Origin of the sequence: Microbacterium sp. LWO12-1.2 (assembly GCF_040675875.1) — a bacterium.
Classification (GTDB): Bacteria; Actinomycetota; Actinomycetes; order Actinomycetales; family Microbacteriaceae; genus Microbacterium.
The window spans coordinates 3,232,021-3,249,866 of the sequence record NZ_JBEGII010000001.1 but is presented as its reverse complement, the minus strand read 5'-3'; the positions used below and the strand labels follow the sequence as shown (position 1 = coordinate 3,249,866).

General features: G+C 68.7%; 15 protein-coding genes. 7 read left to right on the top strand and 8 right to left on the bottom strand.

Going from position 1 to position 17,846, the window contains the following annotated elements; all coding sequences use genetic code 11:
• Nucleotides 1-35: 35 nt before the first annotated feature.
• The 7 genes from MRBLWO12_RS15545 to MRBLWO12_RS15515 all read left to right on the top strand — a co-directional run bounded on the left by MRBLWO12_RS15545 (nucleotide 36) and on the right by MRBLWO12_RS15515 (nucleotide 9,386).
• Nucleotides 36-1,544 (top strand): DUF7059 domain-containing protein, encoded by a 1,509-nt coding sequence (locus MRBLWO12_RS15545; RefSeq protein ID WP_414685487.1) that lies wholly within the window; start codon nucleotides 36-38, stop codon nucleotides 1,542-1,544.
• Nucleotides 1,545-1,573: 29 nt separating this feature from the next.
• The gene (locus tag MRBLWO12_RS15540; protein ID WP_363557052.1) at nucleotides 1,574-2,629 is read left to right on the top strand and encodes an LLM class flavin-dependent oxidoreductase; all 1,056 of its coding nucleotides are present in this window, start codon (nucleotides 1,574-1,576) and stop codon (nucleotides 2,627-2,629) included.
• An 89-nt stretch (nucleotides 2,630-2,718) separates the two neighbouring features.
• Nucleotides 2,719-4,659: an MSCRAMM family protein gene (locus MRBLWO12_RS15535; protein WP_363557050.1), complete on the top strand. Its 1,941-nt coding sequence runs from the start codon at nucleotides 2,719-2,721 to the stop codon at nucleotides 4,657-4,659.
• 63 nt (nucleotides 4,660-4,722) lie between these two features.
• Nucleotides 4,723-5,370 carry a response regulator transcription factor gene (locus tag MRBLWO12_RS15530; protein ID WP_363557048.1) on the top strand — a complete coding sequence of 216 codons (648 nt, stop codon included), beginning with the start codon at nucleotides 4,723-4,725 and terminating at the stop codon, nucleotides 5,368-5,370.
• On the top strand, nucleotides 5,367-7,082 hold the full coding sequence (locus MRBLWO12_RS15525; RefSeq protein WP_363557046.1) for a hypothetical protein: 1,716 nt from the start codon (nucleotides 5,367-5,369) through the stop codon (nucleotides 7,080-7,082). Before MRBLWO12_RS15530 ends, MRBLWO12_RS15525 begins: the two co-directional genes overlap by 4 nt.
• 73 nt (nucleotides 7,083-7,155) lie before the next feature.
• A complete protein-coding gene (locus MRBLWO12_RS15520) occupies nucleotides 7,156-7,833 on the top strand; it encodes a GAP family protein (RefSeq protein ID WP_363557044.1) in 678 nt (225 codons plus the stop codon).
• Nucleotides 7,834-7,847: 14 nt separating this feature from the next.
• The gene (locus MRBLWO12_RS15515) at nucleotides 7,848-9,386 is read left to right on the top strand and encodes a carboxylesterase/lipase family protein (protein WP_363557042.1); all 1,539 of its coding nucleotides are present in this window, start codon (nucleotides 7,848-7,850) and stop codon (nucleotides 9,384-9,386) included.
• 45 nt (nucleotides 9,387-9,431) lie between these two features.
• On the opposite strand, the gene MRBLWO12_RS15510 is transcribed toward MRBLWO12_RS15515, so the two are convergent.
• The 8 genes from MRBLWO12_RS15510 to MRBLWO12_RS15475 form a co-directional block, all read right to left on the bottom strand.
• Nucleotides 9,432-11,189 (bottom strand): alkaline phosphatase family protein, encoded by a 1,758-nt coding sequence (locus MRBLWO12_RS15510; RefSeq protein WP_363557040.1) that lies wholly within the window; start codon nucleotides 11,187-11,189, stop codon nucleotides 9,432-9,434.
• A 77-nt stretch (nucleotides 11,190-11,266) separates the two neighbouring features.
• Complete coding sequence (locus tag MRBLWO12_RS15505) at nucleotides 11,267-12,310, bottom strand: ABC transporter ATP-binding protein (protein WP_363557038.1); 1,044 nt, start codon at nucleotides 12,308-12,310, stop codon at nucleotides 11,267-11,269.
• Nucleotides 12,310-13,110, bottom strand: a complete 801-nt coding sequence (locus tag MRBLWO12_RS15500; RefSeq protein WP_031205837.1) for an ABC transporter permease — start codon at nucleotides 13,108-13,110, stop codon at nucleotides 12,310-12,312. Before MRBLWO12_RS15500 ends, MRBLWO12_RS15505 begins: the two co-directional genes overlap by 1 nt.
• A gap of 2 nt (nucleotides 13,111-13,112) precedes the next feature.
• Entirely contained in the window at nucleotides 13,113-13,940 is an 828-nt protein-coding gene (locus MRBLWO12_RS15495; RefSeq protein ID WP_363557036.1) for an ABC transporter permease, read from the bottom strand.
• Nucleotides 13,937-15,016, bottom strand: a complete 1,080-nt coding sequence (locus MRBLWO12_RS15490) for an extracellular solute-binding protein (protein ID WP_363557034.1) — start codon at nucleotides 15,014-15,016, stop codon at nucleotides 13,937-13,939. The genes MRBLWO12_RS15495 and MRBLWO12_RS15490 overlap by 4 nt, the downstream gene beginning before the upstream one ends.
• Before the next feature lie 40 nt (nucleotides 15,017-15,056).
• Complete coding sequence (locus MRBLWO12_RS15485; RefSeq protein WP_017829890.1) at nucleotides 15,057-15,527, bottom strand: DUF3830 family protein; 471 nt, start codon at nucleotides 15,525-15,527, stop codon at nucleotides 15,057-15,059.
• Nucleotides 15,524-16,282 carry a gamma-glutamyl-gamma-aminobutyrate hydrolase family protein gene (locus tag MRBLWO12_RS15480; RefSeq protein ID WP_363557032.1) on the bottom strand — a complete coding sequence of 253 codons (759 nt, stop codon included), beginning with the start codon at nucleotides 16,280-16,282 and terminating at the stop codon, nucleotides 15,524-15,526. The genes MRBLWO12_RS15485 and MRBLWO12_RS15480 overlap by 4 nt, the downstream gene beginning before the upstream one ends.
• A complete protein-coding gene (locus MRBLWO12_RS15475; protein ID WP_363557030.1) occupies nucleotides 16,279-17,769 on the bottom strand; it encodes an aldehyde dehydrogenase family protein in 1,491 nt (496 codons plus the stop codon). Before MRBLWO12_RS15475 ends, MRBLWO12_RS15480 begins: the two co-directional genes overlap by 4 nt.
• Nucleotides 17,770-17,846 lie beyond the last annotated feature (77 nt).

Here is a 17,846-nt window from a genome sequence, read left to right as displayed (position 1 = left end):
AGGCCGGAGGAAGGAGAACCCTGAAGACGCGTAGAGTGACGGCCGTGTCCGACACCCCTGCACCCGTTCCCGAGCCCCTGTTGTGTGCGGCGCTCGCCGCCGATCTCGACGCCGCCGACCTGCGTTCGGAGCCTCTGCGAAGCCTGTGGGGGGAAGAGGCGGATGACGCGCTCGCCCGCGGCATGCGCGAGCCGATCCTCCGGGCCATCCGCGGCGACGACGGCGTTCTCGCGACCCTGGGACGTCTTCTGGTGCTCGGGATGCCGCAGCCCCGGCCCGCGGTGGAGACCGCGCTGCCGCGACTGGGCGTCGACGGACTCGTCGGCCTGGGCCTGGCGACAGCGGATGCCGACACCGTGACCCCGATCGCGCTGCTGCGCCCGCAGTCCTTCGTCGACACGGAGGGTGTTGGTGAGTGGTGGATCGCGAGCGACCTCGACGAGGTGGCCCTCGACGGAGCCTTGCCGCCCGACCACGTGCTGGGCGTCGGTGGGGCCTCGCGCACCCTGGCGGAGATCGTGGTGCCGGTCGAGGTGCAGCGTGCTCTCGATCTCGGCACCGGGTGTGGGATACAGGCGTTGCTGGTCGCCCGCCGTGCCGGCGCGGTGGTCGCCACCGACATCTCGGCCCGCGCACTCGCCTACGCCGAGATCAATGCGCTGCTCAACGGTGTGACCAACATCGAGTTCCGTCTGGGCAGCATGTTCGAGCCGGTCGTCGGCGAGGCGTTCGATCTGATCGTCTCGAATCCCCCGTTCGTGATCACGCCCCGCGGCGACGACGTGCCCGAGTACGAGTACCGAGACGGGGGACTGGTCGGCGACGCGTTGGTGGAGCTGTTCGTGCGCACCGCGCCCTCGTACCTCACCGCGGGAGGCATCGCGCAGCTGCTGGGCAACTGGGAATCGCGCGAAGGCGTGACGGGGCTGGCGCGGCTCGAGGCGTGGGTCCCATTCGAGCTCGACCTCTGGGTGATCGAGCGAGAGCAGCTCTCGCCCCTCGGCTATGCGGAACTGTGGATCCGCGACGGCGGCACCACGCCCCGTGACCCTGCGTTCACGCCCCTGTTGACCGCCTGGCTCGACGACTTCGCGGCGCGCGGGGTGACGTCGATCGGATTCGGGTACGTGTTGCTGCGGCGCGGCGGCGGTGTGCCTCTGCGCCGGACGGAACGGATCGTGCAGCACGTCTCCGGCGTGGGCCAGGCACTCGGCGCCGGGCTGCACGGGCACGACCTCCTCGCCGAGGGGGTGCCGGCCACGCTCCTCACGGCCGCGGATGTCACCGAGGCCCGCCATCTGCTTCCCGGTAACGACGACCCCAGCGTGATCGAGCTGCGCCAGGGCGGGGGCTTCGCACGCACCGTGAACGTCGACCCCGCGCTCGCCGCATTCGTCGGCGCGTGTGACGGCGACCTCACCGTCGGCCAGATCGCCCAGGCGCTGGCGGACCTGTTCGACGTGGCGCTTCCTGAGCTGTGGACGGAGCTGGAGCCGCGCATCCGCTCGCTCGTGTTGGACGGGTTCCTGGTGCCCGCGGAATAGCCCGCGGCATCCATGCGTTCGAATAGATCATGAAGGCTTTCGGATTCCTCTCTTTCGGGCACTACGCCGACGTACCAGGCTCGGCGACCCGCACCGCGGGCGACATGCTGAAGCAGACGATCGCGATCGCCGAGGGCGCTGACGAGATCGGCGTCAACGGCGCAGCGGTGCGGGTGCACCACTGGGCGCGCCAGGCGGCGTCTCCGATGCCGTTGCTCGCGGCGATGGCCGCGCGCACGAAGCGCATCGAGGTCGGCACCGGCGTGATCGACATGCGCTACGAGAACCCGCTGCAGTTCGCGGAAGAGGCCGCAGCGCTCGACCTGATCGCCGATGGGCGCATCGCTCTCGGCGTGAGCCGTGGGTCACCCGAGACCGCTCTGCGCGGCTACGAGGCCTTCGGCTTCCGCGATGAGGAGGACCCTGAGCGCGGCAGCGTGCTCGCACGTGAGAAGTTCGACATCTTCCTACGCGCGATCGATGGTGAACGCCTCGCCCAGGGCGACCCCCGGATGGTCGGGGCCGGGCACTATCTCGCGATCGAGCCGCAGTCGCCGACCCTCCGCGACCACATCTGGTGGGGTTCCGGGTCCCGCGCCACGGCCGAGGAGACCGGCCGCAAGGGACTCAACATGATGAGCTCCACGCTGGTCACCGAGGCGACGGGGCAGCCGTTCCACGAACTGCAGCGCGAGCAGATCGAGCTCTTCCGCTCCGCGTACAAGGAAGCCGGTCACACCGGCACCCCGCGCGTCTCGGTCAGCCGGAGCGTCTTCCCGCTGATCTCCGACATGGACCGGGCGTACTTCGGTCTGCGCAGCGAGGAGAACGGAGACCAGATCGGTGTCATCGACGGCTTCCGTTCCACGTTCGGCAAGACCTATGCGGCAGAGCCCGACGTGCTGATCGAGCAGTTGAAGAACGACGAGGCCGTGATGGCCGCGGACACCCTGATGCTCACGATCCCGAACCAGCTCGGTGTCGACTACAACCTGCACGTGCTGCAGGCTTTCGCCGAGCACGTGGCGCCGGCGCTCGGGTGGAAGCCCAACACGGAAGGTCCGGTCCAGGGCGATCCGGTCTGACCGCGGGGAACGCGTCTCCGGGCGGATGCCGACGCATCCGCCTGGAATCGATCCTGTGTCATTCCGATATATCGGGGTAGCCTGTCCGCATGCGCGCGCGGGGGAGAGGCCTTGTCATCGGAGTCGTGGCGCTGCTCACGGCCGTCGTCCTCGCCGTGCCCGCATCGGCGGCCACCACGTCGACCTGGGCCACCTGGCAACCGTTGACCGGAGGGGGCGGTGCGTTCACGACCTCGGTCGCCATCGCCGCGAAACCCGCCGTCACGGCCGCCGTCACGAGCGACTCGCGCGCCGGGCAGGTCGGCATCATCTCGGGGGCATCCGTCTGGCTGTCGCAAGGCACACCGGTCGGCGCGAAGTACGGCTCGAGCCTCGACCAGCCGTACCTGAACCTCCGCCCGAAGGCCGACAACGCGACGAGCCCGTCGACGACCACGTACTCGTTCGCCGCCCCGACTCCCGCGTCGGGCTGGGCGTTCGTGCTGGGCGACATCGATGCCGACGCTGTGCGCATCAGCGCGGTCGGGGCAGACGGGCAGGCGCTGACGGCGGCCCAGCTGGGCTTCCAGGGCGGTTTCAACTACTGCGCGCCGGGCGTCGCGGGCAAACCATCCTGCACCGGCTCCGCCGATGACATCCCCACGTGGAACCCCGTGACGCTCACGCTCACCGGAAACGCGGCCGCGGCCGACACCAGTGGTTCCGCCGCGTGGTTCGAGCCGAATGTCCCGATCACCTCACTGAGCCTCATCTTCACCCGCCGCGCCGGATTCCCGGTGTACCAGACGTGGTTCGCGTCTCTCGCCCGCGACATCACCGGCACCGTCACCGACATCGTCGAGGGGCCTCTGACCGGGGTCGCGCTGAGCCTCACCGACGCGAACGGCACCGTCGTCGGCACGACCACGACGGCGGCCGACGGCACCTACTCGTTCCCCGGATTCGTGGCCACCGATGGCTACACCGTGCGGGTGACGCCGCCCGCGGGCAAGATCTCGACCGGAGCCACGACCCAGCCTGCTGACCTGACCGATGCGGATGCCGTCGCCGACTTCACCGTGCGCGACATCGTTCCGGTCGCGGTGTCGGGTCAGGTGACGGATGACGGTGGAAACCCCGTCCCCGGAGTCACCGTGACGATCGACGGGCAGACCACCACCACAGACGCCGACGGGCGTTACCTGTTCGACTCGATTCCCGTGGGAGAGCACACGGCGGAGATCACCGCGCCGCCCGGGTACACGATCACGGGCTCGCCGCTCCCGTTCACGGTGCCGGAGGGCAGTGAGGAACCGATTCCGGACATCGACTTCGAGGTGACCGAGAACCCGACGCTGAGCGGCACCGTCTCGTCGAACGGCTCCGGTGTCGCCGGTGTCACCGTCACGGCGAGCGGCCCCGGGGGCACCCTGAGCACCGTGACGAACGCGAACGGCGACTACACGTTCCCGCGCCTGGTGTCCGGCGACTACGAGATCACGATCACGACCCCCGGCGGATACGTCGCCGCCGGACCCGTGACGCGAGCCGAGCAGGTCGGAGCGGATGACGTGGAAGACGTGGACTTCGCGCTCGCCCGTCTCGGGTCCTTCGACGGCGTGGTGCGCGACGCCGGAGGAGGACCGGTCAGCGGTGTCGTGGTGGAGGTCTCCGGTCCCGGCGGCACCCAGCAGCTGACGACGGACGCCGACGGCTCCTACGGACTCGGAGCCCTGCCCCCCGGCACCTACACGCTCACCGTGGTCGCGCCCGCGGGGACCACGGTCGTCGGCGCGGCGACACGCACAGTGGTGATCACTGCTGTGGGTGAGGCGATCGCGGATCAGGACTTCACACTCTCGGCGGTCGTGGTCACCCCGACCCCGACTCCGACCGTCACACCGAGGCCGGGCGCCGGGGGCGGGCAGGACCCGCTCGCCGGTACGGGCCTCGGCCCGGAGACGTTCGCCTGGGCCGCCGGTGGCGCTGTCGTGCTGATCCTCGGCGCGACGTTGCTGATCGTGTCCCGTCGCCGCTCGAAGCGCGACTGACGCGCGCGGCAAACCTGCAGCATCCCCGGCGGGTGCGGTCGCCACGTCCCCTACGCTGTGAACGTGCCGGAGAAGTGGACTCGACGAGTGCTGTTCGTGGAGGATCAGCAGATCGTCAGCGTGCTGGTCGGCGAGCTTCTCGTCGGTGCCGGTTTCGTGGTGAAGTCCGTCACGAGCGCGGGGGATGCTCTGGACCTTCTCGAGGATTTCGACCCTGACGTGCTCGTGACCGACATCGAGCTGGGCTCTCGTCCGGACGGCGTCGAGCTCGCCATGATCGCCCGGTCGCTCGCCCCGCATCTCGGGGTCGTATTCCTCACGAGCTTCACTCGTGCGGCCACGACAGGATTCGGCCGCACGATCACCGGCGCGGTGACCGTGGACAAGCTCACCTTCAGCGACCCGAGCGAACTGGTGGCCGCGATCGAAGCATCCGTGCGTGTGGACGCCACGCCCGCGCCCGGCGTGGAGGCGGATGAGGAGCTGATCGACCGGCTGACGCCGCATCAGCGACGCGTCCTCTCACTGATCGCTGCCGGGCTCTCGAACCGGGAGATCGCGGAGCGGAGCGGCGCGAGCCTCCGCGCTGTGGAACGAAGCGTCAGCCGTGTGTTCGACACGCTCGGTGTCTCGCATGTGAGCGCCATCAACCCCCGGGTCGCCGCGGCGAATCGGTACAGCCGACTCTTCGGCCGTCCCTCGGAGCAATGACACGGCTCGGCCGCGTGCGCGCAGCGCGTGACGTCTTCACGAGCGGGACCTTCTTCACACCATGGAGCTGGGTGCTGACGGCCCCGTTTGCGCTGACCATCCTGGGTGGACACGACGCAGCGTCCACCGGTCGGGATCCTCTCGCGGGGGTGGCGATCGCCGCCGCCGTCCATGTGCTGTGCGGTCTGCCCGGCATCCTCGCAGCAGGGGGCGAGCGTGCGACCTCGTCACGAGGGGCACGTGCCGGCATCGTCGTCACGACGCTCCTGATGATCGGGGTGATGCGTCCGGTCCTCATCGGATGGTTCACCCAGCAGGCCGGACTGCCCGCCTTTCCCGTGCCGATCTCGATCCGGATCACGACCAACCTCTTCGCCGTCGTCGTCGCCACCACCCTGATCGCGATTCTCGTCGGCTCCCTGCGTCGTCGAAAGGAGACGGTCGCCGAGCTCGGAATCGTCGCGGGATGGCTGAATGCGGAGAGGACCTACGGGCGTCGACTGTTCGCAGCAGTCGATCGTGTTCTCGCCGACGTGGAGCGGGCGCTGCTGGTGCGACTGGACGAGCTCGAGCACCAGGGTGGAACCCTGTCGGCATCCGCGCAGGCGGAGCTGCTGCGTGCGTTCAGCGGGACCGCCGTACGCTCCGCCAGTCGTCGCCTCTACGAACTCCGGGAGGGGGATGCTCTCGCGGCATCTCTCGAGAAGGAACGACCGCCGTCGCCGCCGGCGCGCCCTCGCGGGATGCGCCTGGCGCCTGCGGCGACCGGAACGCCCATCACCCTGTATCTCGTGCTGCTCGCCCCGTTCGCACTCGCCCGGCTCCCACTCACGACCGTCCTCCTGGCCGCTGTCATCGCCGGGGTGATCGGCTGTGCCGCTGAGATGCTCCTGCGGTGGGTGGCCGTGAGAGTGATCGGGCGGCGCACGTCGGCGCTGGTCGTCATCGGCGGGAGCGCGGTGATCGCGGCGCTGATCCTGATGGCGACGGCATCGTTCGTCGGCGGCGGGGTGATTCTGACGGCGCCCGTGGTGTACGCCGTCGTCGCCATCATGTGCGCCGCCGTCACCGGTCTCGACACGGAGCTCCGTGCGCAGGAGTTGATCCTGTCCGAGCAGATCCGCGCCTACAGAGCCGATGAGCACGATGCACACCGTCGTGCCGAGCAGCGCTTGTTCGATGCGGCCCAGGCCCTGCACGGGCGTGTGCAATCGACCTGCCTGGTGGCGGCCATGCAGCTCGGCGGAGCGGATCACAGCAGCATCTGGGAGACCGCGCTCGTCGATACTCGACGGGTCATCGCAGAACTTCGCCACACCGTTCCCCGGCCGGCAACGACGTCTGCAGCCACGCTCAGCGCGGTCGTTGCGGGCTGGAGCCGCGTCATCGACATCCGCTATCGCGCCGATGAAGCCGCGTGGGAGATCGCGGACCGCCATCCGGAGATCCTGCAGCAGGTGGTCGATGCGACGTCCGAGGCGCTCACCAACATCCTGCGACACGGCACCGAGCGGGCTGCCACGGTGGAGTTGTCGGCATCCGATGGGCGTCTGCGGCTCACCGTCGATTCGCCGGGGGGAATCCGCTCCGTCTCCAGCGACGGCATCGGCCTGCGCGCGCTGCGCGCACGCGCCGAGTCCGCGCACCTGACGCAGCACGAGGGGGCCGTGCGTCTGACGGTCTCATTCCGCAGCCAGCCCCACGGGTCGTAATTCCCGAACCCCCCGCCACGTGCCCGGATGGCGGGAGATACCGTTCCAGCGACGGCATCGAGGAAGAGGGATCATGCACGTGGGCGACCTTGGCCAACTCCTGCCGCTGGCGGTGGGCAGCATCATCAGTCCGCTGCCGATCGTCGCGATCGTGGCGATCCTGCTGTCCCCCCGAGGTCGGGCCAACGGGCTCGCATTCGCCGGCGCGACCACCGCCGTCGGTGCGGTGTTCACGATGATCGCGGCGGTGACGACGGCCGGCGCCGGCGCCGGGCACTCCGACGGAGACGACACGGTCGTTCTGGTGCTGACCGCAGCGCTCCTGATCGGTTTCCTGGTGCTCGCCTGGGTCAGCTGGCGCAGCAGGCCGCGCGACGGTGCAGAACCGAAGACCCCCTCCTGGCTCGCCGCCGTCGATTCCCTCACCCCGATGAAGGCCGCGGGGCTGGGCGCCCTGATGGCGGCGACGAACTCCAAGAACATCCCGATCGAGCTGAAGGCCGGCTCGCTGATCGGCGCCCACGACCTTCCGCTGCTGACGGTCATCCTCCTGAGCGTGCTGTTCGCCGTCATCGCCGCGCTCGGCGTGCTGCTTCCCACGGCACTCGCTGCCAGCGGCTCGCAGACCATCGCGCGCGGACTCACCCGCCTGAAGACCGAGATGGTTCGGCACAACGCGGTCATCATGGCCGTACTGTTCGCGATCCTCGCCGGCGTCGAGGGCGCCCACCTCATCCATCAGCTCGCATGACAGGAGAAGCCCCCGTGGACGATCAGGAAGCCCGCATCGCACAGTCCGCACTCGGTGCCTACGCAGGCCGCAGCGACCAGGGCGTCGTCTCGTGGCGCGGCATCCGGTATGCCCAGCCCCCGGTCGGCGAGCGGCGGTGGCGTGCACCCGTCCCCGTGGAGGCGCACGCCGGGGTCGCCGATGCGACCTCGTTCGGTGCCGTGTGCCCGCAGCGACCCAACCCCGCCGTGCCGCTCGGTCCCGATGCCGTGATGGACGAGGACTGCCTGTCCCTGAATGTCTGGACCGCGGACGGTGCGCTCGACGCCGCGCGTCCGGTCATGGTGTGGGTGCACGGTGGTGCCTACACGTTCGGTTCGTCGAGCCAACCGCTCTTCGACGGTCGACGAATCGTCGAGGACGGTGAGGTGGTCGTCGTCACCGTGAACTACCGCCTCGGGGGACTGGGCTTCGTCGATCTGACCGGCCTCGCTGAGCAGGGGGAGGTCGCGGACAGCAATCTCGCGATCCGCGATGTGCTCCTCGCGCTCGAGTGGGTGCAGGCGAACATCGCCGGATTCGGCGGCGATCCCGCACGCGTGACCGTCTTCGGCGAATCGGCCGGTGGAGGCATCGTCTCGACGCTGCTCGCCGTCCCCTCCGCGCGGGGACTGTTCGCACGCGCGATCGTGCAGAGCTCACCGGCGAGTTCGGTCTACGGAACCGATCGCGCCCGCATCGTCGCGCAGCGGCTCTTCCGTGAGCTCGGGGTGACGAGCATCGATGAAGCGCGAGTGTGCAGCGCCGAGCAGATCGTCGAGGCGAGCATGGCCGTCTACGCCGAGGTTCCTCGTGAGACGCCCGGTGTCCTCCCGTTCGCACCCGTCGTCGACGGGGTGCTCATCCCGGAGCATCCGCTCTCCACCCTGCAGAACGGACGTGGCCTGCCGGTGCCTCTCATGATCGGCACGAACCGGGACGAAGCGACGCTGTTCAAGTACATGAAGTCCCCGCTCATGCCGATCACCGCCCCGACGCTCGACGCGATGTTCGACGCGATGGCATCCGAGTACCAGGGCGATGAGCTGCCGAGTAGGGAGCAGGTGATGGCGGTCTACGAGGATGCCAGACACCGCACGATCGGGCTCGGCATCGCGCGCGACATCGGATTCCGAATGCCCACACTTTGGCTGGCCGAGGGACACAGCGCGGTCGCGCCGGTGTGGCTCTACCGGTTCGATTTCACCACCACCATGCTGCGGCTGCTGGGCATCGGCGCCACCCATGCGACCGAGCTTCCCTATGTCTGGGGCAACCTCGACACGACTCCGAAGGACCCCACGTTCCTGCTCGGAGGACGCCGACGCGGGCGGGCCGTGTCACGGCGGATGCTCGCCCGTTGGACCGCGTTCGCCCGCGGTGCTGCGCCCGACGTCGACGGCGCTGATGCGTGGCCGACCTACAACCTCACCGAGCGATCGACGCTGGTGATCGACGAGCAGGATCGCGCGGTGCCCGACCTCGATCATGACCTGCGCGAGGGCTGGGGAGACAGGGTGCTCGCGTTCCGCTGACTCTCCGTCGAGTCGCGGAAGACGGGTCGCCCTGCGAGAGGAGGTTCAGCCTTTGGGAGGACCGAACAGCTCATCGCCGTGCTCGTGCAGCAGGCGGTATGCGTCGGCGTAGGTCTCCGGCTCGGGCTCCCCTGGCTTGCCGTAGCGCCCCATGAGGAGGCCGAGCAGGCCACGCGCCGGGGGCGTGAGCGGCTTGAGGTGCTCCTTCACATCGGGCTGCGGCACCACCTGCTCGGGATTCGGCGGGGTGTACGCGGGTCTAGTGATCGGCCAGTCCGCAGGATGCCGTGGTCGATCCAGGTTCACGACGTTGAACAGCGTGTTGGCGGAGGCATCGCGGGCGTTGAGCGGTTCCAGGCCGTGAAGGCGGGAGAGGGTCGCGGTGACCGATCCGTGGTGCATCTCGTCGTGCACGATCGTGCCGCGCTTCGTGTAGGCGGAGACGGCGATCGCCGGGACACGACAGCCGAGCCGGTCGAACGAGAAGCCCATCTCACCGGCCTTCGTATCCGGGGTGGGCTTGGTCGCGGCGGGCGGCGGCACGTGGTCGTAGCATCCGCCGTGCTCGTCGAAAGTGATCAGCAGCAGGGTGTTGACGGCGTTGGACCCCTTCGGCGAGGCGCTCGTGCGCACAGCCTCGTAGATCTCATGGATGAGCAGGTCTCCCGCGCGCACATCCGAGATCGCACTGTCGAACACCTCCTCGCCCTCGACGACGCTCTCCCTGGGTGAACCGAACGGCGGGTGGAAGTCGTTGTGGTCGTAGACCATCCGCGGCTCGATGAAGGCGTAGGCGGGGAGCGTGCCGTTCTTCGTGTCGGCGTAGAAATCCTCCATCGTGCCGAAGTGCTCGGTGCGCCAGTACTTCTCGAGCACGGGGGCGTGAAGCATCCCCGTGAAGGAGACGAGCTGGAGCTTGTCGATGTAGATCTTCCAGCTCAGCTTCTTCTCTTCGAGCCGGTTGAACACCGTCGGGGCGGCCGGGGCATCGAGCCACTTGTCGTAGCCTCCACCCGCCTTGTTCGTGACGAAGCCGTGCGACGTCGAGGCATGGAAGAACGACCGATTGCAGAACGTCTGCGATGGCACGGCCGCGTACCAGTGGTCGAACACCGCGAACTCGGCAGCGAGTGTCGACAGCACCGGCAGCATCTCAGGCGAGAACGAGCCCATGATGTGCTTGGCCTCCTCGACGGTGGGCTCCGTGCCCTTGCGAAGACGGCGGAAGTTGATGATGTAGTCCTCGAGGAACCCCGACATCGTCGCCTTCTCGCCCCCGGTGGGAGCGTTGAAGGGGGCTGTCATCTGGTCGACGAACAGGTCGGCATTGGTCTTCGGATTCACCGTGCCGAAGATCTGCGTGTTGACGTGCGGGTATTCCTCACCCGGGTCCGGGTCCGGGTGGCTCATGATGCGATCGGTATCGCCCACGTAGACGTGCGCCTCGACTTCTGTGCCGTCGGATGCCGTGTTGCTGTGCTTCCCGAAGGCCAGACCCTCGAACTTCTCGCCATCGGGGAGGTTGTCGCTCGAGTACAGGTAGCCGAGCAGGTTGTCGAAGGAGCGGTTCTCGCCCATCACCACGACGATGTGGTCGAACCCTGGTTCGCTCCGCGGGGTCAGGGCGGCGAAAGGGTCGGGGCCGTCGGCGAAGCCATCGCGGGCGCCGGCGATCGACGCGCCGATGGCTGCACCGCCCGCGCCACCGACCACGGCGCCCGCCAGAGCCGCACCGCCCATCTTGAGGAAGCCTCGGCGGGAGGTGTCGGGTACGGGGGAGGGTTCGGTGTCGTCAGCGGCCACGAGCTGATCCTATGACCGCAGCTCGCGCTTCGCAGGGTTCTCGGCCGTGCGCGGCTTCGGATGCACGGGGGAGGGGGTCAGGCGGCCGCGATCCAGAGCACGGCACCCTCACGCCAGCCGAGACCGGCGGTGCCCTCGGGAATCGGAGTCTCATGACGAGGACGCACCACGCGCAGCCGGCGACCGGCGAGCTCGACGATGTAGACGATGTCGGCGCCGCGGTAGACGTGGGTGACGACCTCGACGCCCACGGGAGCATCCGCGCCCACAGCGGGCGACAGCCGCAGATCCTCCTGGCGCAGCACGACCTCACCTGCGCCGTCAGGGCCCGCGCCGGTCATCGGCACCTGGATCGAGGTGCCGTCGAGTGTCGCCACGGCACCGGAGCGCGTTGCGGGAAGCAGGTTCGCCGCACCGATGAAGTCGGCCGCGAAGGGTGTGCGCGGTGCGCCGTAGAGTTCGGAGGGTGCGCCCTCCTGCTCGATCACGCCGGCGTTCATGAGCACGATCCGGTCGGACAGGCTCATCGCCTCCTCCTGGTCATGCGTGACGAACACCGTGGTCAGGCCGAGCGTGCGGTGCAGCTCCTTCAGCTCGACCTGCATGTCTTCACGCAGACGGGCATCGAGGTTCGACAGCGGCTCGTCGAGCAGCAGCACACGGGGCTCGAAGGCGATGGCTCGGGCGAGCGCGACGCGTTGCTGCTGACCGCCGGAGAGCTGCGCCGGCATCCGATCGGCGAGGTGGCCCATCTGCACCCGCTCGAGCGCCCGAACGGCGAGTTCCCTCTGCTCCGTCTTGGACTTCTCGCCCGACATGCGCAGTCCGAAGCGCACGTTCTCGACCACGCTCATGTGCGGGAAGAGTGCGTAGCTCTGGAACATCATGCCCAGGTGGCGCTTCTCGGGCGGGAGCTTGGTGACATCCTGTCCCGCGATCTCGATGGTGCCGCCGCTGGGCGACTCCAACCCCGCGATGCAGCGGAGGAGTGTCGTCTTCCCGCACCCGGAGGGGCCGAGCAGGGAGACGAACTCCCCCGACTGCATCGAGAGGTCGATGCCCTTGAGCACCGACGTTCCTTTGAAATCCTTGGTGAGTGAGGTGATGGTGAGTGTTGTCATCAGACGAACAACCTTCCCAGGCCGATGATGCGTTCGAGCACGATCATGAGGACGACGGTGAGCAGGACCATGAGGGTCGAGACGGCCGCCACGGTGGGCGACGTGCTGAACTCCAGCTGGCCGTAGATGGCGATGGGCAGCGTCTCGAGCTGCGGGGTGCGCAGGAAGAGGGCGATGACCGCATCGTCGAAGGAGATGTTGAAGGCGAAGAACGCTCCGGCGGCGATGCCGGGGCGGGCGATGGGGAGCACGACCAGGCGGTAGCGGTTCCAGGCGCTGGCGCCCAGCGTGCGGGCTGCCTCCTCGGTGAAGTGGTCGGCCCTGGTCATGACGCCGGTGACGGTGCGCATGACGTAGGGGATCGCGATGACCACGTGGATGGCGATCAGCACGCCGACGTTCGGGGCGCCGATCGTGAGGGAGGAGATCGACAGGGCGCCGATCGCGAGGATGATCGTGGGGATCGTCAGCGGCGACATCAGCAGCCCCTGGATCGCCGCGCCACCCGGAACCTTGAACCGGGTGAGGGCGAGGGCGGCGGCGGTGCCGATGGATGCGGCGACGATCGCGACCGTGATGCCGACCAGCAGGCTCAGTCGGAACGGCTCGAGGTAGGTGTCGGAGGTGAGCGCCTCGACGTACCAGTCGAGCGTGAAGCCCTGGCCGGGGAACGTGAGGAAGCGGTTCTCACCCACCGATGCGCCGGCGACGACCATGAGCGGCACGAGCATGTACAGCGTCACGACGACGCCGAGGACGATGGCGAGGACCCTGCCGAGGATAGGAACGGAACGGACCATGGTCACACCTTCTGCTTCCCGAGTCGGGACGTCGCTGCGAGCACGAGCATGACGCCGGCGAACAGCAGCACGGCCTGCGCGGCTGCGAACGACCAGTCCAGGTTGGTGGTCGCGTCGACGTAGATGGTCTGGGCGAACACGGGGATCTGCGCCCCGCCGATGAAGCGGGGGGTGATGAACGAGCTCACCGAGAGCACGAAGACGAGCGAGGCGCCGGCGACGATGCCGGGGACTGCGAGGGGGAGGACGACGTGCCGGAGCGTGCGCCAGAAACCGGCGCCGAGCGTGCGGGACGCCTCCTCCAGCTGGGGGGTGATGCCGGAGATGACGCCGAGGATGCTCAGCACCGCGAACGGGAGGAGCACCTGCACCATCGCGATGACGACACCGGTCTCGGTGCCGAGGAAGCCCTGGGTGCCGCTGACGAGGAACTCGGCGCCGGGGATCTTCATCAGCAGACCCGACGGCCCCATGAGCACCACCCACCCGAACGTGCGGACGACGACGCTGGTCATCAGTGGCAGGATCACGACGATGAGGAGGAAGGAGCGCACCTTCGATCCGGCGCGTGCCATCACGTAGGACAGCGGGATGGCCAGGGCGAGGGTGATCACCGTCTGGATCACCCCCAGGCGGAGCGAACGCAGCGCCGCCTGGAGGTGATATTCACTCGTGAACAACCGGGTGAAGTTGTCGAGGGTGAACCCGCCTGCCGACGATTGCACGCTCATGAGGAGCATGCCAGCCACCGGGGTGATGAAGGCGAGCGTGAGCAGCACGATCGCCGGCAGGAGCAGGAGCCAGGGCTCCCTACGGGTTCGGACGCTCATTTGGTGATCAGCGCATTCCACTCGTCGGTCCACGACTGCCGGTCGGCGGCGATGTCGCCGGGCGCGTAGACCACCACGTTGTCCAGCTCGTCACCGGTCAGCACCGCATCCGCCGCCTCGCCCGAGAGCTCGACCTTGGTGTTCACCGGCGAGTACCGCATGTTCTCCGCGAAGACGGTCTGCGCTTCGGGGCGCAGCTCGAAGTCGATGAAGAGCTTGGCGAGCTCCGGGTTGTCCCGGCCCTCGACCACGTTCGCGGTGATGAGGGATGCCGTGGCACCTTCCTCCGGGACGATGAACTCGACCGGGAGCCCTGCATCCTGCAGCGTGCCGGCGTAGTCCATCGCGTAGGGGGCGATCCACGTCGCGCGCTGGGCGAACGCGGTCTGCAGGTCTGGCGAGGTGGGGACGACGATCGCGTCACCGGACGATGCCAGGGCACCGAGATCGGCGATCGCCTGGGACGGGTCTTCGATGCCGCCGCCGAGCGCGTCGGCGACGCGGAGCATCGAGAGCACGCCGTACGTGTTCGAGAAGTCCGTGAGCGCGACGTGTCCTGCGTAGGCCTCGTCGAACAGGTCCAGCCACGAGGTCGGCGCGGGGGCATCGGCCTCGGTGTTGTAGACCAGCCCGATCGGGGCGAGCTGGATGACGGGTCCTTCGCCGCGCTCGAGACCGGCGGTCGCGAGGTCGATGAGGTCACCGGACTCCGAGAGCTCGTCGGCCGCGATCGGGGCGATGAGCCCGTCCTGGGCCGCGGTGAACTCCTGGCCGCCGGAGAAGTGCACGACGTCGATCTGCGGGCTCGCCTTCTGGGCGGTGACCTGCGCGAGAGCGTCGGCGCTGTACAGCGTGATCAGCTCGACCTTGGCACCGGTCTCCTCCTCGAAGGGATCGACGACGGCCTCGATGAAGGCCTTCTCCCAGTCGCCACCGAACGAGGTGACGACGATGGTCTCGCCGGCGAACTCCTTGTCGCCGCTTGCTGCGGTGTCGTCACCGGCTGCACAGCTGGCGAGGACGAGGGCACCGGCGGCGACGAGCGCTCCGGTCGTGAGAATTCTTCGGGTATTCATGCACTGCTCCTTCGGGATGGGTCCAGCACTGAGTGGACGCCTAGACCAGGCGTCCGATGGTGAGCTGCTTCGCTCCGTCGATGCGGATCGCCGCGCTCTCCTTGGCGAACTCCGCCAATCCTTCGGTGATGCCGCCCCAGATGTTGACGGGTGTCCATCCGAGCGGGCCGAGAGTACGTGCACCACGATCGTAGAAGACTCCGATCTCGTACCACTCGAACGGCAGGCCGCCCATCTGCATCGGACGCTGCCAGTACCACTGCAGATCTCCCGGTGCGGGCACGACCTGCTGGTTCTCGAACGGCACCTTCTCGGGGTCGAAGTTCTGTGCCTCTTCGGGGAGGCCGACCATGACCTCGGGTCCGGCGTACATCGCGTGCATCGCCTGCATGGTGACCGGCTTCTCCAGCGCACCCCACATGGCCTCGCACGTGCGAGGGGCGAGGTCCTCGAACAGGGTGGCGACGGCGCGGACGCCGTTCTCGTACTCGAGGAAGACCTGCTTGGTCATCGTGTTCCTTTCTCCACAGCGGCGTGTTCCGCTGCTCGTTCACGGGCGGCCGAGACGAACGCCGCGAACAGCGGGAGCTCCTCTGCGGCCTCGACGGGGTCGATCATCTTCTCGGGGTGCCACTGCACCGCCCAGAAGGGCCAGTCGCCGTCGGCTTCGACGGCTTCGACGATCCCGTCCGGGGCCCATGCGACGGGGCGCAGACCGGGGGCGGGGACGTCGACGGACTGGTGGTGGATGGTGTTCACGACGCGCTCGCGCACGCCGTACAGGGCCGCGAGTCGGCTGTCCGTCGCGAACGAGACGGAATGCCGGGCGGAGAGCTGCTGGTCGGCGCCGCGCACGGGGTGGTGGTCGTCGGTCGAGGGGATGTCGACGATGAGCGAACCGCCGAATGCGATGTTGCTCACCTGCAGCCCGCGGCAGATCGCCAGGACGGGAAGGCCGCGCTCGCGGGCGCCGAGCGCGAGCGCGATCTCGAACTCGTCGCGGGCCGGGTCGTAGTTCTTCTCCGCCTGCGGCTCGGCACCGTAGCGGGCGGGGTGCACGTCTTCGCCGCCGGAGAGCACGAGTCCGTCCAGGCGGTCGAGCACCCGGTCGACCCCTGCGGTCGGAGGCAGCAGCACGACGGCTGCTCCCGCGGCCTCGATCGGCGCGGAGTACTCGGTGCCCAGGCTGTGGGCAGGACGCCCCGTGCCCAGGTCGGTGTCGATGAAGCGGCGCCACGTGGTGATGCCGACGAACGGACGGATCATGAGAGCGCGATCCAGGTGGTCTTCAGATCGGTGAACTTCTCCATGGCGTGCAGGCTCTTGTCGCGACCGAAGCCGGAGCCCTTGACGCCGCCGAAGGGGATCGTCATGTCGCCTTCTTCGAAGCAGTTGACCCACACGATTCCGGCGCGCAGTCGACGCGACAGGGTGTGCACGGCGTTCAGGTCGTTGCTCCACAGCGCCGCGGCCAGCCCGAACTCGGTGCCGTTGGCGATCGCGAGGGCGTCTTCCACGTCGTCGTAGGCGATGACGGAGAGCACGGGGCCGAAGACCTCGCGCTGGGCGACCTCGTGCGCAGGGGTGACGCCGAGCACGACAGGGGCGAAGTAGCTGCCGCCGTCGACGGCGGAGAATCGGTCCGCGCTGCCGGCGGCGAGCACGCCGCCTTCGGCCTGGGCCCGCTCCACGAATCCGGCGATCCCGGCGAGCTGCTTCTCGCTCACGATCGCGCCCATCGACGTGGTGACATCGAACGGGTCGGCGGGAAGGCTGTTCCTCGCCACGTCGGCGGCGATCTCCAGCGCGCGCTCATGCTGCGCACGCGGTACGAGCAGGCGGGAGGATGCGGTGCACATCTGCCCCTGGTTGTAGAAGCAGCCGTCGGCGGTCGCGCGCACGGCATTCTCCAGGTCGGCGTCCGGCAGCACCAGGCTCGCGGTCTTGCCGCCGAGCTCGGGCCAGACGCGCTTGCCGTTGGATGCCGCGGAGTATCCGAGGAAGCGTCGGCCGACCTCGGGCGAACCCGTGAAGGTCACGACGTCGACGTCGAGGTGCTCGCCGAGCGCACGGCCGGCGATGTGTCCGGCGCCGGGGGTGACGTTGAGCACACCGGCGGGGATGCCGGCTTCGTGGGCGAGCTCCGCGAGGCGGAGTGCCGAGAACGTGGTGTGCTCGGCGGGCTTGAGCACGACGCTGTTGCCGACCGCGAGCGCGGGAGCGAGCTTCCAGGCGGTCATCGTCAGGGGGAAGTTCCAGGGCACGACGGCCGCGACGACACCGGCCGGCTCGCGGGTGACGAGCGCCAGGCTGTTCGGTGCGGTGACGGGCAACTCGTCGAGGACCTTGTCGGCGGCCTCGCCGTACCAGCGGAAGCAGTTCACGACCGCGCGGAGCTCGGTCTGCAGCGCCTCGCGTACGGGCTTGCCCATCTCGAGCGAGATGGTGAGGGCGAGCTCTTCGGCGTTGTCGTGGATCTTCTGTGCGAAGGCGATGAGCAGCTGGCCGCGCTCGCGGGGCGCGATGCGCGACCACACGCCGGAGTCGAAGGTCTGTCGCGCGGAGCGCACGGCCCGATCGACGTCGGCGACCGATGCCGCGGAGATCTCGGGGAGGATCCGTCCGTCGCGGGGGCTCGTCGGGGTGAGGGGCTCCGCCGACCCGGCCTCCCACGCGCCGTCGATGAACATGCGGGTGCGCAGGCGCAGGGTCGCAGCGCGATCCGCCCAGTCGTCTCCAGTTGCCGTGAACACGGTCGTCCTCTCCAGGGGTGAAGGCCCTGGAGAGATAGTCGCCCTATTTCGCCATGAGGTCAAGCTTTGGCGAACGA

Bases quoted from the DNA above. Each gene is read 5' to 3' on its own strand.
- MRBLWO12_RS15540 (WP_363557052.1), top strand. From the start codon at position 1,574: ATGAAGGCTTTCGGATTCCTCTCTTTCGGGCACTACGCCGACGTACCA.
- MRBLWO12_RS15535 (WP_363557050.1), top strand. From the start codon at position 2,719: ATGCGCGCGCGGGGGAGAGGCCTTGTCATCGGAGTCGTGGCGCTGCTC.
- MRBLWO12_RS15525 (WP_363557046.1), top strand. From the start codon at position 5,367: ATGACACGGCTCGGCCGCGTGCGCGCAGCGCGTGACGTCTTCACGAGC.
- MRBLWO12_RS15520 (WP_363557044.1), top strand. From the start codon at position 7,156: ATGCACGTGGGCGACCTTGGCCAACTCCTGCCGCTGGCGGTGGGCAGC.
- MRBLWO12_RS15505 (WP_363557038.1), bottom strand. From the start codon at position 12,310: ATGACAACACTCACCATCACCTCACTCACCAAGGATTTCAAAGGAACG.
- MRBLWO12_RS15500 (WP_031205837.1), bottom strand. From the start codon at position 13,110: ATGGTCCGTTCCGTTCCTATCCTCGGCAGGGTCCTCGCCATCGTCCTC.
- MRBLWO12_RS15495 (WP_363557036.1), bottom strand. From the start codon at position 13,940: ATGAGCGTCCGAACCCGTAGGGAGCCCTGGCTCCTGCTCCTGCCGGCG.
- MRBLWO12_RS15490 (WP_363557034.1), bottom strand. From the start codon at position 15,016: ATGAATACCCGAAGAATTCTCACGACCGGAGCGCTCGTCGCCGCCGGT.
- MRBLWO12_RS15485 (WP_017829890.1), bottom strand. From the start codon at position 15,527: ATGACCAAGCAGGTCTTCCTCGAGTACGAGAACGGCGTCCGCGCCGTC.
- MRBLWO12_RS15480 (WP_363557032.1), bottom strand. From the start codon at position 16,282: ATGATCCGTCCGTTCGTCGGCATCACCACGTGGCGCCGCTTCATCGAC.